Origin of the sequence: Arsenophonus sp. PmNCSU2021_1 (assembly GCF_036919435.1) — a bacterium.
GTDB lineage: Bacteria > Pseudomonadota > Gammaproteobacteria > Enterobacterales > Enterobacteriaceae > Arsenophonus > Arsenophonus nilaparvatae.
In genome coordinates, this window is record NZ_JAZHPL010000005.1 from 356,110 (window position 1) to 376,196 (window position 20,087).

Consider the following 20,087-nt stretch of genomic DNA (forward strand, 5'->3'; position numbering starts at 1 on the left):
AAATTATGAAAAGTAATATATGGTATCAAATTTTTATTTAATTTAGAGGATACCGTGAATATTTGCTATAATGGCATTAATTAAGTTTATCATTTTACTTTAATATTTTGATAAAATTGATTTTTTTGCTAATTATGTTGTGTTTTTGTTATGCATTATCTTGTTATAATTGACTATCTTATCATTACTAATGGTATTTTTTTATAAGGCTATATTTTATATTTACCCCAGCTCCTCCATCTAACCCCCCATTTCTACAATTATTGCCAGAACTTTGAGGCGCGCCGATGGCGCTTTTTAAAAGCTCCTGGTCCTCGCTATCAGGGACTTTCTTTACCAGTCGGTATTTTCGGCAACGGGTTTTGATTATATCGGCGGAGGGGGTAAGTTGGGCATAAATGCCGACCACTTTTTGCACTTCTTCATCGTAAGTGTTGAGTTGGTCGTGGGTTTGGTAGGCAACGCGAAGAGTTTGTTGATTGCGTGAGGTACAGGGGCCGCCCTGGGCCTTAATATAAGCAGTAAAATCGCCTTCATCGGCCGCTTTTCTGACCTGTTCCGCGATTTCGCCTAATTTGTCGGCAACGGGTACGCTTCTTAAACGACGACATTCGCGGTAAACGCCTTTTGACGGCAGTTTGTAAAAGTGAAATTGTGAAATACGCCAGGTAGTTGCCCAAGTGGTTACGGTGGCGGCCATCTCAGTCAGCGGTTTGCCAGTTTCAAAGTCAACATCACCGTCCAACGCGCAACCATCGATATTTTTAGCGATATATTTGGCAATATAACCGACTGCACCGCCTTCCATCGTCAGCACAATTATTTGCCAGAAGATTTTTAACACTGGCGAGTTAAAGAGATTTACGAGTTTCGCACGGGCATATAAAATTCTAGAAATGGCTTCAGAACAATAATTAATCTGTAACTTGCTAAGACGTATAAATTTACTTAAATTACAATAAGTTATTTTTAATTTATGAGATTTTTTCTATTTATATATTATGCTGAATTAAACTTAAAAATAGAGCGTTTTTTTATTGGTGCGAAACTCGTGTAAGATATTCATAGAGCCAGAATCTACTCCATATTATGATGATAGGTTAGTTCAACCAGCAAAAGATAACAACCTGCACGGTGTTTTATTTACGGCTCTGGATCCAAGTAAACCACAAAAATTCAATTTTTCTATTAGCACAGAATATAACTCAAATGGTAAGGATTTAATTAAGGGTAGTTTTTCATCTATTAAAAATAAAGATACAGGTGAAGTCGAAATTATTGATTTAAAATATGATACAGAAAGTGGACTTAAATTTGACATCTCACTTTATTGGCCAGGTGACGAAAATGATACTGTCTGGATTTTTCTACTAAAAATAACTGCGTGTGAAAATAAATAATATAACTCTTATAAAGAAAAATTTTTTAAATATCTTTTATAAATAGAATAACTTGATAGTAATTATTTTATTTAAAATTAAATAGTAATTAAATGTTATTATTTACAGTAAGTTATTTATATTGTTTACTCTCAAATAAAAAATTATTTTTATATAGCCCGGGCTTAGCTGGGGTATCAATTTAGTTGAATTAGCTTTCCAATAATTTCATCCGGATGAATATATAGCCTGTTTTATTTTGCTGAATTTTATTAAGTCTATGATTATTACTAATTCATTATCATTTAATTCTTTAACGCTTGCAACATTGTTATTTTCAAAGAAAACTATTGCTTTAAGGTTAAGTTAAGGTTGGTTTGTTGTTGAGTTATGTTTCCATTTTATTGAACGCATTGATGTAATTCTTCCGTTACAGAGCTTTTTTCCAGTAGACCCCATATCAATTAACACAAAGCCATCTCGAGTAAGTACAAACATAGGCATTTTTCTAGCAGCTCCAACCCAGGTAACTCTCTGACCCGCTCGTTAGTGATAATTATTAAATGGCGGACAGTGGTTTCATTTTTTATGGTAGCAAGCAGCAGAGAGAATTAGTTCGGTTGGATGTTAGGACTAGCGGTGCCACCGGCTTCGATGTGGTATCAAAAACAATATTCATTGAAATAAGATTAAATTTTTATTGGTAAATTTAATTAAAATAATAAAATTACTTTTGTGAAAATCAGTTTAAATAAAACACGATTAAGTGAAAAATAATATTTATTAGATTGTAATGAATATTAAAAACTTTCTCATAATAAATTTGATATATTTTAATACGAATTATACTAATAAAAGGAAATATATTATGAGCGTATGGGACAACTTTTATCGTTTAGATTATCTTGATTTAGCTTTTGTAAATAATACATCAGCCCAAAGGGCGACGATTTATGGCAATAGTCAGAATCGGATTGCAATTTCAATAAAAGTGAAAATTGTTGATAAAAATAATAATTCCTTAGTCATTCCGGCAGATGAATTACTAAGAAGTGCCCACTTAGTTCAATTTCGCAATGGTAAACGATTGAATTGGGAAGGCTCTGGTCCTGACTCTAAGCCTTGGGTTTATACCAGATCTAGTAATGACTATACTGAGGTACCTGCATTTGACGCAGTTTTGACTGATAGTTATGTTGAGCCGTTAACAGGAGCACAAGAAGTCATTTTTTATCTTTATGCGACTGATGCTAGTCGTGGTATCGATATTGCAGCTGGATTTAATGTTCCTGGTGTGGGTGATTTTAATACCAGCGAAAATGGTACCGAAAATAGAAATGGTCCCAAAGGTGAATAGGGATCAATGTTTAAAAATCCGAAAAGTAAACACATTATTGCGGTTGAGAAAATAAATTATAGCGATAAAGATAATATTGAAATGGATAAAAGCGTTTTAGAACATACTAATAATTTCTCTTGGGTATCTCGTTTTGCACGAGTTTCGCACAAAACTAATTTGGGTACGCTAATAAAACACGGATTTGCTCAGTAATAGCACTTTTGATTACGTCCCAATTTTGTTGATAAAGGGTTATTTTTTCAGATATACGACGTTTATGTTGTTCAAACCACGCAGAAATAGCGAGAAAAATATGATTTCTTTGCGCTCGGCTCGTGCGAGCCTGACAGCGTTCAATACCACAGTTTTGTTTAACTTCTCGATGATAAACTTCAACAGACCAACGGGCATCCATGATAGATTTGATGTATTGACGGGTGGGATTCTCTTTGTTTGTTACTATGTAATCAATACGGCCGTTTTTGGCTGTAAATTTGAAAACGGTTACCCAACCATATCCTCGCAAGTGTATTGACGTTCCTTCTTCTGAGATGTCTAACTTGTTCAGTTCACGAGTTTCGCACCAATAAATAAACGCTCTATCTTTAAGTTTAATCCAGCATAATATATAAATAGACAGAATCTTATAAATCAAAAGCAACTTATTGTAATTTAATAAAATTTATGTGTTTTAGTAACTTGAAGATTAATCATCGATTTTAAGCCATTTCTAGTATTTTATACGCCTGTGCGAAACTCGTGCAGTTGTTTGTTATGGTTAACAATCCTATTTTTCCTCAGCCTGGTTACCCAGATCCAACCATGAGAGCGAATTGATTTCAGGTTATCCAGGCTAGAATACCAAGCATCCATCACTACGGCTTCTGGCATGATCCCTCTTTTTTTAGCAAGAGTGAGCATTTCGGAAAAGTGCGTGTTTTTTGTTTTTCCATCAGAATCTTTATCATAAATACGATAATTGATAGGAATTGATTCAACCTTCGTCAGATCATGCCAAAGCAAATTAACTAAACCTATGCCAGCAATAACCTCATGTTCATTACCTGAATATTGATAATGGACCATCTCTATTTTTTTACTACGTGTTTTGGCAATCAATGTATCATCGGAAATTAGTACGCAAGGGCTTTTTTTGTCTATAGAAGGTTCAACTAATCGCCATAGGTCTTTAGGTCTAAAACATCTACTTTTTAGCCATCGGCTAACAGTGTCATGAGATAAAGGCGATGGGCTTACTTCTGATAACGCTAAACCAGAGTATCTTAAACTGCTTACTTGTAAGAATGTTTTATAGATATCTTTAATACATGGATAACCCGACAAAATATGAACACCCTGATTTTTTCTTGTTTTTAAATTTATACTTCTTTTTTGGAGATTGCGAAACTCGTGTATTGGTGCGAAACTCGTGTATTGTTTTAAAGTTAAGGTTGCTTGGTGGTTTGGTTTGTTACAATGGTTTCATTTGTTATGGTACTAGCAGAAGAGGGAATTTAGTTTGGTTGGATGTTATGATAGAGATGCAACCGGTTTCGATGTGGCATCAAAACAACGTTCATTGAACAAGATTAAATTATTTATCGGTAAGTTTAATAATTAATGCAATCATAGCATCACTTTTGTGAAAATTAGTTTAAATAAGACACGATTAAATGAAAAATAATATTCATTAGATTTTAATAAATATTAAAAACTTTCCCATAATAAATTTGATATATTTTAATACGAATTATACTAATAAGAAGGAAATATATTATGAGCGTATGGGACAGCCTTTATCGTTTAGATTATCTTGATTTAGCTTTTGTAAGTAATACATCAGCCCAAAGGGCGACCATTTATGGGAATAGTCAAAATCGGATTGCAATTTCAATAAAAGTGAAAATTGTTGATAAAAATAATAATCCCTTAGTTATTCCGGCTGATGAATTACTAAGAAGCGCCCACTTAGTTCAATTTCGCAATGGTAAACGTTTGAATTGGGAAGGCTCAGGTCCTGACTCTAAGCCCTGGGTTTATACGAGGTATAGTAATGGCTATACTGAAGTTCCCTCATTTGACACAGTTTTGACTGATATCTATTTTGAGCCGTTAACAGGGGAGCAGGAAGTCATTTTTTATCTTTATGCGACTGACATTAGTAGTGGTATCGATATTGCCGCAGGATTCCATGTTCCTGGTGTGGGTGATTTTAATAACAGCGAAAGTGGTACTAATACTAGAAATGGCCCTAAAGGAGCATCGGGATCAACATTTAAAAATCCAAAAAGTATCCATCTCACGAGTTTGGCACCAATAAAAAAACGCTCTATTTTTAAGTTTAATTCAGCATAATATATAAATAGATAAAACCTTATAAATCAAATACAACTTATTGTAATTTAAGAAAATTCATGTGTTTTAGTAACTTGCAGATTGATCATTGCTTTTAAGCCATTTCTAGAATTTTATATGCCTGTGCGAAACTCGTGCATCTTAGGGCTATGCCAGCTATTAGCTACAATCATGGAGAAAATGTGGTAATAGTGAAACGTGAAGTGATTCAGGTTAACACATTTAACTGGCAATCTAGATATAGCGTGGGTGGTCCATACGCAGCCCATAGTAATGGCCAAGTATGGCGGGGTGAAGTCATATTTAGACCAAGTAAAGAAATTGGTGTAAATCCAACTTTTAAAGAATGGGAGGTTCATTATACCTTACGCTTTTTGATGGCATGCCGGATCACGCTGTTCAGCGACTCTATGGCATTCGTTGTGTAGATCACCTTGCGGATGTCTGCCGGGTAAGCGAAGAACGTCGCCAGGTTGGCCCAGTTTGTCTGCCAGCTCCGGCTTATCTGCGGGTAGCGGCTGTCCCATGCGCTGGCGAACGCTTCCAGCGCCTGCTGGCCTGCTTCTTCCATGGAAGCCTGATAGATGGCTTTCAGGTCGCGAGTGACGGCTTTGTAGTCCTTCCAGGAGACGAACCGCAGGCTGTTACGCACCATATGCACGATGCACAGCTGAATGCGGGCTTCCGGATACACGGTGTTGATGGCGTCCGGAAAGCCTTTCAGACCGTCGACACAGGCGATGAGGATATCCGTTCAGACCACAGTTTTTTAGTTCTGTCAGCACACTGAGCCAGAACTTCGCGCCCTCGTTTTCGGCCAGCCACATACCCAACAGTTCTTTCTGACCTTCGATGTTGATACCCAGGGCCAGAAACACGGATTTATTGATGACGCGACTGTCCTGCCGGACTTTCAGGACGATACAGTCAAGATAAACAATAGGATAGACTGCATCCAGTGGGCGATTTTGCCATTCGGTAACCTGGTCCATCACGGAATCGGTGACCTTCGAGACCAGCGCCGGTGAGGCATCCGCGTCATACAGTTCTTTGAACGCAGCCGCTATCTCGCGGGTGGTCATCCCTTTGGCGTACAACGATAAAATCTGGTTATCCATCCCGGTGATCCGGGTCTGGTTTTTCTTCACCAGTTGCGGTTCGAAAGAACCGTCACGATCGCGCGGAGTGCGTAGTTCCAGAGGACCATCGCCGGTGGTAACGGTCTTTGTGGAATAACCGTTGCGGGAGTTGGCACCCGGTTTGGGCTGATTTTTATCGTAGCCCAGATGGTGGGACATTTCGGCGTTGAGAGTCGCCTCAACGCTGATTTTCTTCAGCAGACGATCGAACTGGCTGAGATCGTCAGGGGTTTTGAGATTTTTGGCCAATTCATTAGCCAGAGCCTGCAATTGTTTTTCGTCCATAAATTAACCTTCATTTGATGTTGGATTGAACATATCAAAATCAGGCAATTACACAAATTTATGTACAGGCTCGATATTTTAGCCAAAAGATTGGGACACTCTTTTCTACAATACTGTCTACGGCCAGAAATAGGCAAAGTAGAAATTGCACCTTTTGCTTACATGCGTGGCCGAACCTTTGAAAACGCGTTTGTGATACTGGATGAAGCCCAAAATGTGACGGCAAATCAAATGAAAATGTTTTTAACTCGCTTAGGAGAAAATGTGACTGTCGTCGTCAATGGCGATGTTTCCCAATGTGACTTGCCGTTAGGGATTATGTCTGGTCTGGAAGATGCGTTACGACGCTTTGATTGTGACGATTTGGTTACCATCGTGAAATTTACCATTGGTGATTGTGTCCGCTCTGAACTCTGCCACAAGGCCTTATTAGCCTACGAGCTTTGATAAACAATCTATAGTTAATTTGAATAGCGCTCAGATCATCTGAGCGCTATTTATTTGGCTAGCAAACAGCAACGATTTAATTTATTAAACATAAAATTATGTTTAATTTTAGGAATAAAAATTAAACAGCATTAATTAAATTTAACATATTGAATTACAACTAAAAAATAATCATTAATATTTTGATAGCTAATTAAATTATTGATTATTATATATTGCCTATTAAATTTTTCCTTTCTATTTTGAGGTGGTAACTTTCATCCACATATTTATGTAAAAATAAAATATAGGTAATGCTATGAAAAATAAAAATATTTGCTATAGCAGAAACATAATTTCACGAGTTTCGCACCAATAAAAAAACGCTCTATTTTTAAGTTTAATTCAGCATAATATGTAAATAGATAAAACCTTATAAATTAAATATAACTTATTGTAAATTAAGTAAATTTATGCATTTCAGTAACTTGAAGATTAATCATTACTTTTAAGCCATTTCTAGAATTTTATAGGCCTGTGCGAAACTCGTGAATTTATTTCATCGCCAGTTATCCGTTGTTATCGGTTTTCAGTTCCACCATCCAACCAGCGAACGATAAAACTCAACTAACTGTTAAAAATCAAATTCCTGTCATCAATATAACAGCACCTAATCAGGCCGGTATTTCTCATAACCGCTATCAGCAATTCATTGTGTTTAACTAAAAATACTGAGCATCGTACCTATCATGAAGTAAAAAATAAGGTGACCGAATTTCATGCTGGTAATGATATCAATTTATTGAGTTATAATGATAGCATCTATGAAGCGACAAAAATTAATACCCAACGCAACGCGACCTTAACCAGTACCCATGGCCGTATTCTCTTTCACGCGGTGCAAAACCAAACTTTGAATCAAACCATAACAAACACACGCCGTATCTTTATCACACAGCGTGATAAAGGAGCATATTCAGCGGTGTGGCAGTTACCCACTATCCAATATGGTGGTGAGCTAAAAGTAAATGCCGCACAAGGGATCGAAACTGATGTTAGCGGTCAAAATGAACAAACGCTAAAACAGGTTATAGCCAGCTTAGGTAATTCGCCTGAGTCTGAATGGTTGAAAGTTCTGAGGGATAATCCGGACGTTAACTGGCGCAAAGTGGAAAATGTTTATAAAAGTTGGGATATTCGCCAACAACAACTGCATTCGGTTAGTGCAGCGGTGATAGCGATAGCGACAGGAGCCGCCGCCTCTGCGTTGGCTATCCCGGCAGGGATAAGCGCGGCATCGGCGTCGGGTTTGAGCGGCGCGAGTGCAATAGCCATGCAGGCAGCAGTTTCGGCTGGGGTCGGGCTATTGCCGCTAAAGCCGCTGTTTCTCTGGCGAATAATCAGGGGGATATTTCTGTGACCCTCAAAGAGCTTGGTAGTAGCCAATCGGTTAAATCGATTATTTCCTCGATGGCTATCGAAGGTTCACTGGCCGGTTTAGATGCCACTGTATTAAATAGCAGTGGTGTAGTGCAAACAGCTCCCCCCTATAACCCCACCTTCCCGTGCTTAAGTGATGGCGAATGGCAACATACCGTTCAACGGGTGGCGGAGTAATCACTGATTACTTCAGCTGTTGACACAGTGCTCAATGGTGGCAGTTTTAAAGATAGACTGGCAGAAGCGTTAGTCAGTCAGGCAAGTCGTCAGTTACATGCTGAAGGAGTACATTTAATCGCTAAAAATGGCCAGGTACTAGGCAAACCGGGCAAACTGCTCAGTCATGGTGTGATGGCCGCCTTGAGTGCAGAGATAGGCGGTGGGGACCGTATTGGAGCAGCTGCTGGCGCGTTTGCCGCTGAGCTGGCGGCAATTGAATTGGGTGATAATTACTATATTGATAGTTCAAACCGAGAGCAAAAAATCCTCGACACTAGCCGAGTGATAGGCGGCCTGGCGGGAGCCCTTGCTTCAGGAACCGCAGAAGGAGCCTATAGTGGTGCAGAATAACTTTTTTAGCGCTAAAGATGTCATGGACATGAAAAAAGAGCTTGAGGAGGCAGATAAGAGCAGAACCGATAAATAAGTAATTTATCAAAACCCAATATATTCAACCAATCACGAGTTTCGCACAAAACTAATTTGGGTACGCTAATAAAACACGGATTTGCTCAGTAATAGCACTTTTGATTACGTCCCAATTTTGTTGACAAAGGGTTATTTTTTCAGATATACGACGTTTATGTTGTTCAAACCACGCAGAAATAGCGAGAAAAATATGATTTCTTTGCGCTCAGCTCGTGCGAGCCTGACAGCGTTCAATACCACAGTTTTGTTTAACTTCTCGATGATAAACTTCAACAGACCAACGGGCATCCATGATAGATTTGAGGTATTGACGGGTGGGATTCTCTTTGTTTGTTACTATGTAATCAATACGGCCGTTTTTGGCTGTAAATTTGAAAACGGTTACCCAACCATATCCTCGCAAGTGTATTGACGTTCCTTCTTCTGAGATGTCTAACTTGTTCAGTTGTTTGTTATGGTTAACAATCCTATTTTTCCTCAGCGTGGTTACCCAGATCCAACCATGAGAGCGAATTGATTTCAGGTTATCCAGGCTAGAATACCAAGCATCCATCACTACGGCTTCTGGCATGATCCCTCTTTTTTTAGCAAGAGTGAGCATTTCGGAAAAGTGCGTGTTTTTTGTTTTTCCATCAGAATCTTTATCATAAATCCGATAATTGATAGGAATTGATTCAACCTTCGTCAGATCATGCCAAAGCAAATTAACTAAACCTATGCCAGCAATAACCTCATGTTCATTACCTGAATATTGATAATGGACCATCACTATTTTTTTACTACGTGTTTTGGCAATCAATGTATCATCGGCAATTAGTACGCAAGGGCTTTTTTTGTCTATAGAAGGTTCAACTAATCGCCATAGGTCTTTAGGTCTAAAACATCTACTTTTTAGCCATCGGCTAACAGTGTCATGAGATAAAGGCGATGGGCTTACTTCTGATAACGCTAAACCAGAGTATCTTAAACTGCTTACTTGTAAGAATGTTTTATAGATATCTTTAATACATGGATAACCCGACAAAATATGAACACCCTGATTTTTTCTTATTTTTAAATTTATACTTCTTTTTTGGAGATTGCGAAACTCGTGCCAATTACTACTAATCCCTATCTGCGGGTTAAGGTTGAGTTTTTATCGGCAAAATGAATAACCGGTTGCATATCATCTTGATTTTACAGTTGGTTCTTTCGTCGTTTGGGGTTTTACTTTATAATCGCTTCCGACTATTGTGACTGATCTTATTAGTTGCGTGGTTAGCAGTGGTGGCAGGTAGCCGACTGTCATCACTGCATTGATCCGTTACTTATCTTTTTTATCTATATAACCGGTATTTTGATTAATTTCCGCTATACTCTGCCTGATTTAGCCCTCCATTATCATTACTTTAATTACCGTTTTAACCACTTATTTGTTCTGCTGTTGATCCTGTGGCCAGCGTTGCAAAGTTCAGTTTTATATCTTCTGCCTGTTGGCGCTTGCCTGGCTGAAACAATTGTTAGTAAACCCAAGTGCAAAAGGCCGGCAATAGTTGACGAGTTTTTTCGTAATAGTTCTATTTATTCAATAAAGTTACTCAATTTCTGCGAGTTGGATGTATAAAACTTACGGTAAGAAATGACAAACAAACTAGCAGAACAGCGATTGTCGGTCGTTCTTATCATTGACAAGAATGTTTTATTTAATCTATGACATCATTTTATGACGCTAAAATGTGAGCGAGGGAAAAGGAATGCACCCCACACGATTTCGTAATGTTATTGTTTTTGGTGACAGCTTGTCTGACACAGGTATTATGGCCAGTTCCTTTATTGGCAAGCTAGCGAGCGCATTCGGTGCCATAACGGTGAATCCGACAGGTCGTTACAGTGATTGCCGTAACTGGACAGATCATATGTATGAAGCTGCGACAGGTGGAGGATCACTTGTAATGGCTAATGCTAGCACTTCGAAAAAGTTAACTAGCAAGCATCAATCATTTTCTCAAGAATCCGGGTGGGGACACGGTTCTGACCTGTGGTTTAGATATGCCAATTACGCCGTTGGTGGTGCTACCGGGGGAATACCCTACGTTACTGTACACAAATGTTCACTTACGACTATGAAAAATGAGGTGAAGGCTTTCGAGAAAGATTTCTCATTACAAGGTATAAATAATGAAAACTTTCTTTTTATTGTTTGGTTTGGCGCTCACGACCTTTACACGGCAGGTTTGCCTGCCACCGAGATGCACAAAGTGGCAATTAAAATTGCTCATAAGCGTAGAGAAGAATTAGTTAAAATTGTTGGTTCAAGTAATGCACACTTTATTTATATAAATATGGGACTTCCATTATCGGCTGCGCGTTATCAGGAGATGGTTAGTTCTGCCAAAGCGAAATATCAAACGTCTACCAACGAGAAGAAAGCTAAACGTATTTATGATGAAGTTAGGAGACAAATTAATAACTTTGAAAGTGGGGCAATGTTATTTAACCACACACTAAGAGAGATTGCTGAAAGTAATGGTGATATGTACGTGGATATGGCGTCATTACTGAAACCAGAATCGATCACGAGTTTCGCACCAATAAAAAAACGCTCTATTTTTAAGTTTAATTCAGCATAATATGTAAATAGATAAAACCTTATAAATTAAATATAACTTATTGTAAATTAAGTGAATTTATGCATTTCAGTAACTTGCAGATTAATCATTACTTTTAAGCCATTTCTAGAATTTTATAGGCCTGTGCGAAACTCGTGTCGATGTCAAACCTGTATGAAAAGTTACATTTATCAGAAGGGGTGCAAGAAGTTGGAACCAGCATGATGCGGCGTGCGATATTTGAAGCCAAAACGTGCGATAAATGGTGAGCTACTCTTGTTTCCATCAGTGCAACGGAATTACACTGTTATTTTTCATCGGAGGCACTTTGGTCTGTTCTAGTGGTACGATCAACGGGACAATATTTGTAGATGATGGCCGATGAAACTAGATAAAGTAATACAAGCTTTTTTCTACTATGGCAGGACTCAAGTAATTCTTGAGCCTACTGTTCCTATACATAAGATAAATGAGCAAGACCTACCGCCGATACGCTCTCTCTGCTTCTCGCCGCTGTAAGCTCCATTAGCCCCAAAGCGTTCATCACATAAAAGAACGCCCTACTTACGAATAGATGTTGATAGAATCTGTCAAACTATGAAAATGAATCCCTTTATCTTTCAATTCAGAGATTAAACCGATTAAATTCTTGATGCTGTGTCCCAGCGAGGGCAAGATAGCGAATATTTATTAACCAAACTGCTCGTCAATAGAGCACTCATGTTCTCACCTTAGTCTCAGAGGTAGCACTTAAAATGCTACCTTTTGAACTATGGACACTCCATGTGTATATTTCAAGAGTAAAAATTAATCAACCGCTGATTGATAGTTTTAAGGTCATATGCTCGTTCAGCTATGTCGCACATTAGCCACTCGTGTAATTCTTCACGCTCTGGATTATCAACATCTTGAATATCTTTGAGCTTTTGGTAATATCCCCAAAGCCCCCCAGAGTCTTCAGATGGGCAGGCTTCCGCTCCCTTTATACAGATGGGGAGCTGGAGTAATTCCTGATCAGGCAATGATGATTCTTCAAGCAAAATGCAATGATCCCAGTTGTCTCCGAAATCGTATAAGTAAACCATTTTTTCTCCTTTCTTACGAAGGAGTTTGCTCAAAGGCACACCTGTACTATCTTGCAGATATGTTTCTTTAAAATCGTCCATAATCATTCCATATCGCAAATCTCCTTTTTCAAAACTGTACAAATGATCATTTGTCCAACCCATAGCTAATTGTATAACCATGTGTAGTTCATCAAGAGGTATTGTCTTCAGAACGATCAAACGTCGCCAAATTAGTGGTTTACTATCAATTAGTGTGATTTTTATTTGATATAAATCCTTTCCCGAAAATTCACTCATTATTATCCCCCTTAAATAAATACAGTCTCTTTAGTCTCACACTCCACTAAATTTTTCAAGTCTTTGCTAACGTTTGGCAATCACATTGAAAAATAGGTTTGCTTCCTCTCGCCCAAACGGTAGATATGCAATCTAATCTATGATCAATAACTTCGGGGCCATCACCGAACGTGATAGATATTGTTTGAGCTTATTTTGTCGTTTTGCAGTTGAGAGTTGCAACATAAGTTCAGCCGTCGTGGTAAAGCGGTTTTTTTTCTTCGTCCTCTGCTTCTCGCTGCAGCCAAACCTGCCTGAGTACGTTCAACAATAAGCTCCCGCTCCATTTGCGCCAAGGCACTCATCACATGAAAGAAAAAACGACCTGCTGACGAAGAGGTGTCGATAGAATCCGTTAAACTATGAAAATGAATGCCTTCATCTTCAAGTTTGGATATTAAAGTAATCAAATGTTTAATGCTGCGACCCAGTCTATCCAGCTTCCAGACCACCAATGTGTCACCCGATTTCAGTGCGTTTAGAGCACGTTTTAATCCGGGTCTCTGGTCTGTTTTTCCGCTGATTTTATCCTCAAAAATCTGTTCACAATTTGCGCAAATCAAGGATTTTTGCTGTAAATCGGTGTTTTGGTCATTTTTTGACACCCTCATATAGCCTATTTTTGCCATTTTAGCCCCTTAACCTTCCTCTAAAAGACTTATTATGCCTGGTTTTGGTCAAAATATTAGCTAAATTCTGAATTCAATAAAACCTTGGTTTGTTGGAAAAAGAAAATCGGTGGATTAATAAACAGATTTTTAACACGTTAATTAGCGGTAATCTTGACGGTAACGCTGCGTCAGCAACACGTCTACAAACAGCCAGAAAAATCGCGGGAGTAGCCTTTAATGGAAGTGCAGATATCAGTATACCAGCAGGCAATGTCGGCGCTTATACCAAAGTCGAAGTGGATAGTCGTATCAATGCGAAAGGCGCAAAAAATACCGCTCATCTTGTCACCAACGGATGGTGGAAATGCGGGGATACCGGGCTTATCAGGCAATGGGGTATCACGCCACCACTGTATGCCGGACAGATTTATACCCTGACGTTGCCTTGTCCGGTTCCTCATGCCATCTTATCGGCGACAGCGACAGTGAAATTCAAAGGTATTGCCGCAGAGGGTAATTTAGGCACCTATGTTGAAATAGAAGGAAAATCGTTAATTATCAGTGCTGATTATACAAGGACAGCGATTCAAGCGCCTAGAACATGGGAGTTGGTTTGTTACTAACTCTAGATTATCACACTACTTTTTTGGTGCTTCCGGCCATGCAATATCCGGCCTTTTGCTGATATCGACACGGTTTAGCAGCACGCGGTACGTTTTCCACGCGACAAGCTTGGCCCTTTCTGCCTCTGTGGCCATATCGAGGTCTACCGCATCCTGTAGCGGAGCAATAGCGATGCTCGCCATCTGCATCAACTCTGCTTTCTCAAACTTTGCTTTCGCAACACGTTCACCCTGAGTCGGGATGCAGCGAACCACTTTTTTACCATCAAAAAGCCAGTCACCGGAGATATCCACCCCACTAGGCAGTTCATCGACATCGACAACGGTAAACCCTGCGGGGTACAGGCTGGACACATCTTTGGCAATAGAGCGAATGATGCCGGTATCGGGTTCTATGCAGAGTTTGTATTTTTTGGTGAACAGGTTGAGTGATTCATAGAAATCCTGACCGTCTTCACTCTTAAAATACTGGACACCATGACCATAGGGCATGTTATCCGGGGAATAGCGGGAGACATTTTTTAATTCCATAGTGACCTCATTTTGAATCAGAAATGTCAGAAATCGTGCGCCATGCGCCATTGATTTTAATCTGCAACGGGCAATAACGAACCTGATAAACATGTGTACCCGAAGAGCCGTCACCACTCAGTGTCACCCCTACCATGACACACCCCTTCGATGCATCAGTGGATACACCTTCTGGTGTGTAGATTGCGCTCACGGCACCACGCTGTACATCCCGAACATACCGGGCGTCTGATTCCTCCTTGGTGTAAGCCTGACCCACCTCCTTGGGCTGGAAGGTTTTTTTCAGGTAAGCGTCCAGCCACTGATTTCCCCATTGACTGCCGTAGATATTGCCGTCATGGGCTATCCTTGCAGCTCCGGCATACACGGAAGAAGGGGCATGAAAACCGCCATCTTTATGGAAAACGTACTCACCACCACCGTCAATGCCGTTATTGATGTGTATTCCATCACCGCCCTTATCTTTCCAGATATAGGCGCGCACTTTGCCATCAGCATTCGCGAGAATAAAATGCTTGCGGTTATCCCCCTTCAGTCCGATTTGGGTACCCTGTGAAATAATGTCGCCATTGACAGTTCCGCCGGTTCGTTTATCCAGTGCGTTTTTTGCACAATCTACCGTTTCCAATAAACCAAGGTTTTCTAGAAAAAGATTCTTGTCTGGGATGTCGGCCCCATTCTCATTTTTTGCCAACTTTTGGCTCAGAAGTTGGGTCACGCTTTCGGCAAATTTCGGGTTATTACTGATGGCCTGGGCCAGCTTGTTCAACGTATCTAAATCGGAAGGCGCATGGTCGACCACCGCATTCAGCCTGTCATTGACAATTTTTACCGCTTTGGGGGTTGCGGCTTCCGTTTCACTGCTGCTCTGATTGGCATTGCTGAGCTTGACAAAACCTTTTTCACTTACGCTCGCATCCGGGTGGTTTCGGGAGCGTGTATGCGCCCTTAACGCCGCTTCCGCCGCTTTTAATTGCTGCTTTAACCAGGCGGTGCGATTCGCCAGTTCACGCGCGGGCCGGTTGGTAATACCGTCTGGCCCACCCAATACCGGGTCGGAGGTCTCTATCTGGTAGATACCGTCCGCCCATTCGGCCTGTTCTTTTAAATAGCTCATGTCTTTTTTCTCCATCGTGCTTATTCCATCATGGGTGGATTGTTGGTCACAGTGTAGTCTTTTTTCGTGTATGGATTAACTGTTTTTGCATACTTTTAACTGCTGCCATGATTATAGCGCCCATGGTAGGTCGTCTGAGCGTTATAGCGCAGCGGCACTGCCGTATAATCCAGCGCCACCAGTTCGCTCCGCGCCGGCGCAAAGGCCGCCAGCGTCTCGCGCAATTTTGCTGCCTGGTCATTGGTGATCAGCTGGTTAAGAATGACCCGGTACAGTGCCCAGTGAGTCTCGCCATCGGGATACGCGGTGGCCTGTTCAGGTTTAAGGGCTGCTCCCCCTTCGGTTATCGTCACCTCCCCAAATCCCAGCGCCCGTATCATGGCACGAATCGACCAGGGGGTGCCCTTATAGCGATGCAGCGTGATGGCCGATTTCAGCATCGCCCGGCGCGCATCATCCGATTCTGCCAGAGACCAGCCATTGACCCCGGTTAACGCCAGCTGCTCTGCCAGCCAGGGCAAGGCCGACGCCTCGGTCATATCCAGCAGATAAACCAGCAGCGGCGTCAGGTCAATCTGCTGCAACCGCGCGGCCTGTGCCGCCAGCGCCTGAAAATGGCTCTCTGCCGCCAGCAGCGGCGGTAACAGGCTGTTATCGGTCATCGCCGCTCTCCGTGCCCAGGGTCAACTGAATGTCGCTACAATGCGCCCATTGCTGCGCGGCCAGTACCGTCGGCTCAAGGGTAGTGAAACTCGTGAGCTGCACCCGGTAAACGCCGGGGACCGAGAGTGCCGCGATAATCTGGCTGGGCACAATATCCCGACCCAGCTGTTTAGCCTGGCTTGCCGCATACTGCTCAGCGGCCTGCCGCGCCTGTTTCAGTACCGGCTCGCCCGGCTGGCTGGCATAACAGGTCAGTTGCGCACTAATCGTATAGTCAACCTTTTCAGGGGTCAGCACCTGCACTGTATCATTCAGCGGGCGCACCCGCTCTTCCGAGCACAGGGCCGTCACCAGGCTGAGCACCGTCTTGTCCGGCAGCCCGCTGGTCAGCAGCGGATATAGATTGACCGTGCCGGGTTTCGGGCGGGTCACCGCCACATCACAAATCCCCGGATGGGCACTCATGGCATGAAAACGGTACGCTTCACGGGAACCGGCGGTACTGAAGGACGCCGGAGCCAGACGGATACGGTTGCGTAGATGCTCATCATCCTCCGCGTCTGAGCCGCCTTCGCTTGGCGTGGTATTGGTGACCTGAATATCCCCGTCATCGATGGCCTCCATCAGGGTGCTGATTTGCGCCGGTTGCCAACCGTTACCCTTTGTTCCCGCCTCGCTGCAGGTCGCACTCACCGTCACCGTGGATGCCGTCGGCGTCAGCCTGACTTCGCTGTCGGTGGTAAATAGCAGGCTGTCCGTGGCGCTGAGCCGTGTGCCGGCTGGTATCGGTATCGTCACCGAGGGCGGGGCCGCCAGTGAAAATTCCACCGTGGTGCGTGCCCGTTGAGCCGGTAGACGGTAAACGCCGACCAGCTCGGCCAGATAATCCAGCATTGGCGCACGGGCAAAGGCCACCAGGTTTTGTTCGGCGGCGGATTGAATGGCACTGCGCACCAGGGTTTCCCGGTAGGCGAACAGGTCAATCAATAGCCGCTCAGCCTGCGCCGGCCACAGGGTCTTGCCGCTGGCCGCTTCATAGTCCGTGATCATCTCGCGGGTAATGGTCTGCGCATCCGCTGCAATAAAAACCGGCTTCTCGAGGGTTAACGCCATGCCACCTCCGTTTGTGCGTTGACCTGACTGCCCGGCAGTCGCCAGCGCAGCAGGAGATTCACCCGCTCACCCTGCGCATTAAGCCGCACCTGATGTAATTCGCATCGGGGCTCCCAGCGCCTGATGGCCTCCACCGTTTCCCGTACCACATGCGGCAAGGCCCGCTCAACCGGCATATCCAGATAGCGATGCAGGTCACTGCCAAAATCCGGTCGATGCGGGTCGCTGCCTTTTGGGGTGCCTAAAATCAGTCGCAGGCACTGCTGAATATCTTCGACGCCACTGACCCGCTCACCCGATGCATGCAGCGCGGGTTGCCAGTCTGCGGCGCTGAGGACGGTCATTGTGTTCATCAAACGCGTTCCTCCCTCACTTATAACGGCTTGCCGGTGGGTTTACCGTCATGCCCGTTGCTATGTTGATGCTCTTGCAGCGACACCCGACCTGCCTGGATATCGCCGCTGGCCTGGAGCGTGCCGTCAATGATGGCTGTCGCGCCACTGCCGCCCGAACCGCTCATGCCGCCCTGGTACGTCAGTTGCTTTTGCACCGTCAGGTTGCCCGTCGCGACCGTATCGGGTGCATCCAAAAACAGGGTTTTACTTGCCTTCACCGTCGCATTTTGCGTTTGAATCAGCACCGTGGTCTGGGTGGTCAGCGTCAGGGCCTGTATCTCGCCCCCGATAGCCATCGCGTGGTTTTTGCGGTCATACTCGACAAAAGTCCCGTCGGCAAAATCCACCCGACGTTTATCGCGGTTTGCCACCGTGGGGGGGTCTACCTCGGAATACACCGCCCCTAACACCACGCCGTCATCACCGTCAGCATCCAGCAGCAGACTCACCTGTTCACCTAAATCCGGTAGCCCGTAATCCTTGTTATCCTGGGTGTTGCGTTGCAATACCGGCAACCAGGCGGTGCGCAGGTTATCACAGGTCGGCAGCCGTACCCGTACCCGGACGTTTTGCTCATCAATCTGGCTGATGGTACCGAACATCAATTGCAGTGCTTTCATGGTGGCTTTTCTCCGATTGTCATCTCTTTTTCACTCAGCGGCCCCACGCTGCCATCGGCTTTCACCCCCATCACCGGTGGGGTCGCCGACTGATCCGCGCGAATCGTTTTCCTGTTCATGCGCGCCATCGGCCCCTGGCCCAAGGTGAGTTCACAGGTGTACCCGCTTTGGCGCGACAGGGCATGGCGGACTTCGGTGATAAGCCACACCCCGGACAGGCGACCAAAATCGGCCAGGCGCACGGTTAACCCGGCTTGATACGCCGTATTGCCCGCCAGCGCTACCGTCGCCACCCGTTGATATTCATTATGCCGGTTCAGCCCCGCACACACCTTGGCAGTCGCTTCTTCCCGGCTCCGTGCCCGGCTGTGCAGTCTTAAGGTATCGGCGCTGGTTGAACGTCCCTGTTTTTGAGGCGCCGTTTCTCGCGCCACGTCGCCTATCGTGCCATCGGCCTTGATACCGACCGTGACCAGTTGTTTGCGCTGGCTGTCCTGGTATTTCACCTTGCCCTGCTGGTAGATACGGTTAAGCGTATCGCGCAGGCTGTAATGACTGACGGCTTGCGGGGTAATGACGTTAACTGGCGAGGCTTCTCGCAATCTGATGCGCTCAGAAAAAATCAGCCTGCTCGGCGTGACTTTAACGATATAGCCGTACTCCTCCGCCAGCCGGCGCAAAAAAGCCAGGTCGGTTTCATGTTGCTGCGTGACCCTGTCAAGGGGCAGCGGCGCAATCAGCCCTTCCAGTGTCAGGTGGTGTTTTTGGGCAATCCGCCGGGCGATGGCCGCCAGGCTGGTCTGCTCAAACGCCCGGTAGCTCCGGGTTCGCAGCGCGGTGGTCACCGAAGCGGATAACCCACGCAGCGACACCGTATCCGGCGGGCCACTAAGCTCTATTTCATCAATCGAAAAGGTGCCACAGGGACGTAATGGCGCGCCGACCCTGCCGAGCGCCAATGAGAGCGTGTCGCCTTTACCCGGATACCAGGCCCCACGCCAGCGCCCGGCGCTGTCTTCCAGTTCGACCGTCAGCTCATCAGACTGGCCACTGAGCTGATCGGTAAAGCGGATCCCGAGCACGTCCGGGGTGATATCGTGCGTGATGTCCTTTTGGCCATAATGCAGGGTCCAGGTCGGGGCCGGTACCGCCTGCTGTCGTTGTGTCATTAACGCAACCATGGCGGTGTCTCCTCAACGCTGTCCTGTGCGTTAATCAACGGGATAGCCAGGGTGATGCCGGCAGGCAACACCGGTGTAATGGGGATATCAGGATTGGCGGCAATGATCCGCACATAGCCCAATGCGTCACCGTAATAGTAGGCGGCCAGCGTATCCCAGCGCTCGCCCTCACGGGTAATATGCTGCCAGACACCTGGCTTATGTTCTTCTTCCTGTTGGCTTGCAAACATC

Annotated in this window: 16 protein-coding genes and 8 pseudogenes; 8 read left to right on the top strand and 16 right to left on the bottom strand. The window is 43.9% G+C overall.

From position 1 onward, the window contains the following. Positions 1-187 precede the first annotated feature (187 nt). Entirely contained in the window at positions 188-817 is a 630-nt protein-coding gene (locus V3224_RS12545) for a hypothetical protein (protein ID WP_334470842.1), read from the bottom strand. 223 nt (positions 818-1,040) lie between these two features. Here V3224_RS12545 and V3224_RS12550 point away from each other — a divergent pair, with 223 nt between their 5' ends. Both V3224_RS12550 and V3224_RS12555 read left to right on the top strand, forming a co-directional pair. Further along, a complete protein-coding gene (locus tag V3224_RS12550) occupies positions 1,041-1,400 on the top strand; it encodes a hypothetical protein (protein WP_334470843.1) in 360 nt (119 codons plus the stop codon). A gap of 847 nt (positions 1,401-2,247) precedes the next feature. After that, positions 2,248-2,736 carry a hypothetical protein gene (locus V3224_RS12555; protein ID WP_334470845.1) on the top strand — a complete coding sequence of 163 codons (489 nt, stop codon included), beginning with the start codon at positions 2,248-2,250 and terminating at the stop codon, positions 2,734-2,736. 154 nt (positions 2,737-2,890) lie between these two features. On the opposite strand, the pseudogene V3224_RS12560 reads toward V3224_RS12555, so the two are convergent. Next, a pseudogene (locus tag V3224_RS12560) lies at positions 2,891-3,286 on the bottom strand (transposase); the annotation flags it as partial. 197 nt (positions 3,287-3,483) lie between these two features. Next, positions 3,484-4,062, bottom strand: a pseudogene (locus tag V3224_RS12565) (transposase); the annotation flags it as partial. Between the two features lie 432 nt (positions 4,063-4,494). Here V3224_RS12565 and V3224_RS12570 point away from each other — a divergent pair. Further along, positions 4,495-5,073, top strand: a complete 579-nt coding sequence (locus V3224_RS12570; protein ID WP_334470851.1) for a hypothetical protein — start codon at positions 4,495-4,497, stop codon at positions 5,071-5,073. Between the two features lie 361 nt (positions 5,074-5,434). Here the strand turns inward: V3224_RS12570 and V3224_RS12575 are convergent. Next, positions 5,435-6,497 (bottom strand): annotated as a pseudogene (locus tag V3224_RS12575) (IS256 family transposase); the annotation flags it as partial. Positions 6,498-6,569: 72 nt separating this feature from the next. Here V3224_RS12575 and V3224_RS12580 point away from each other — a divergent pair. From V3224_RS12580 to V3224_RS12590, 3 genes and pseudogenes are all read left to right on the top strand, one after another. Further along, positions 6,570-6,944: pseudogene (locus tag V3224_RS12580) on the top strand (PhoH family protein); the annotation flags it as partial. A gap of 691 nt (positions 6,945-7,635) precedes the next feature. Then, positions 7,636-8,343 (top strand): hypothetical protein, encoded by a 708-nt coding sequence (locus V3224_RS12585; RefSeq protein WP_334470853.1) that lies wholly within the window; start codon positions 7,636-7,638, stop codon positions 8,341-8,343. Continuing rightward, positions 8,340-8,933: pseudogene (locus tag V3224_RS12590) on the top strand (DUF637 domain-containing protein). The gene V3224_RS12585 and the pseudogene V3224_RS12590 overlap by 4 nt, the downstream one beginning before the upstream one ends. A 127-nt stretch (positions 8,934-9,060) precedes the next feature. Here V3224_RS12590 and V3224_RS12595 read toward each other — a convergent pair. Beyond that, positions 9,061-10,035, bottom strand: a pseudogene (locus tag V3224_RS12595) (IS701 family transposase). Between the two features lie 691 nt (positions 10,036-10,726). Here V3224_RS12595 and V3224_RS12600 point away from each other — a divergent pair. Then, positions 10,727-11,620: an SGNH/GDSL hydrolase family protein gene (locus tag V3224_RS12600; RefSeq protein WP_334470857.1), complete on the top strand. Its 894-nt coding sequence runs from the start codon at positions 10,727-10,729 to the stop codon at positions 11,618-11,620. Between the two features lie 773 nt (positions 11,621-12,393). Here V3224_RS12600 and V3224_RS12605 read toward each other — a convergent pair. The 3 genes and pseudogenes from V3224_RS12605 to V3224_RS12615 all read right to left on the bottom strand — a co-directional run. Next, positions 12,394-12,963, bottom strand: coding sequence for a plasmid pRiA4b ORF-3 family protein (locus tag V3224_RS12605; protein ID WP_334467940.1), 570 nt, complete (start codon positions 12,961-12,963; stop codon positions 12,394-12,396). Positions 12,964-13,032: 69 nt separating this feature from the next. Further along, a pseudogene (locus V3224_RS12610) lies at positions 13,033-13,221 on the bottom strand (ATP-binding protein); the annotation flags it as partial. A gap of 2 nt (positions 13,222-13,223) precedes the next feature. Continuing rightward, a pseudogene (locus V3224_RS12615) lies at positions 13,224-13,631 on the bottom strand (recombinase family protein); the annotation flags it as partial. A gap of 92 nt (positions 13,632-13,723) precedes the next feature. On the opposite strand from V3224_RS12615, the gene V3224_RS12620 reads away from it, so the two are divergent. Next, on the top strand, positions 13,724-14,236 hold the full coding sequence (locus V3224_RS12620; RefSeq protein WP_334470859.1) for a gp53-like domain-containing protein: 513 nt from the start codon (positions 13,724-13,726) through the stop codon (positions 14,234-14,236). A 15-nt stretch (positions 14,237-14,251) separates the two neighbouring features. Here the strand turns inward: V3224_RS12620 and V3224_RS12625 are convergent, their stop codons facing one another. The 8 genes from V3224_RS12625 to V3224_RS12660 all read right to left on the bottom strand — a co-directional run bounded on the left by V3224_RS12625 (position 14,252) and on the right by V3224_RS12660 (position 20,086). Then, positions 14,252-14,767 carry a tail fiber assembly protein gene (locus V3224_RS12625; protein WP_334470861.1) on the bottom strand — a complete coding sequence of 172 codons (516 nt, stop codon included), beginning with the start codon at positions 14,765-14,767 and terminating at the stop codon, positions 14,252-14,254. Between the two features lie 7 nt (positions 14,768-14,774). Beyond that, positions 14,775-15,899, bottom strand: coding sequence for a tail fiber protein (locus tag V3224_RS12630; protein ID WP_334470863.1), 1,125 nt, complete (start codon positions 15,897-15,899; stop codon positions 14,775-14,777). 80 nt (positions 15,900-15,979) lie between these two features. After that, a complete protein-coding gene (locus tag V3224_RS12635) occupies positions 15,980-16,546 on the bottom strand; it encodes a phage tail protein I (RefSeq protein WP_334469172.1) in 567 nt (188 codons plus the stop codon). Further along, entirely contained in the window at positions 16,536-17,660 is a 1,125-nt protein-coding gene (locus V3224_RS12640; protein WP_334469174.1) for a baseplate assembly protein, read from the bottom strand. Before V3224_RS12640 ends, V3224_RS12635 begins: the two co-directional genes overlap by 11 nt. Then, positions 17,651-18,013 carry a GPW/gp25 family protein gene (locus V3224_RS12645; RefSeq protein WP_334469176.1) on the bottom strand — a complete coding sequence of 121 codons (363 nt, stop codon included), beginning with the start codon at positions 18,011-18,013 and terminating at the stop codon, positions 17,651-17,653. Before V3224_RS12645 ends, V3224_RS12640 begins: the two co-directional genes overlap by 10 nt. Before the next feature lie 20 nt (positions 18,014-18,033). Continuing rightward, on the bottom strand, positions 18,034-18,675 hold the full coding sequence (locus V3224_RS12650; protein ID WP_334469539.1) for a phage baseplate assembly protein V: 642 nt from the start codon (positions 18,673-18,675) through the stop codon (positions 18,034-18,036). Next, a complete protein-coding gene (locus V3224_RS12655; protein WP_334469178.1) occupies positions 18,672-19,856 on the bottom strand; it encodes a phage late control D family protein in 1,185 nt (394 codons plus the stop codon). Before V3224_RS12655 ends, V3224_RS12650 begins: the two co-directional genes overlap by 4 nt. After that, entirely contained in the window at positions 19,844-20,086 is a 243-nt protein-coding gene (locus V3224_RS12660) for a tail protein X (protein WP_334469180.1), read from the bottom strand. Before V3224_RS12660 ends, V3224_RS12655 begins: the two co-directional genes overlap by 13 nt. Position 20,087: the final 1 nt, after the last annotated feature.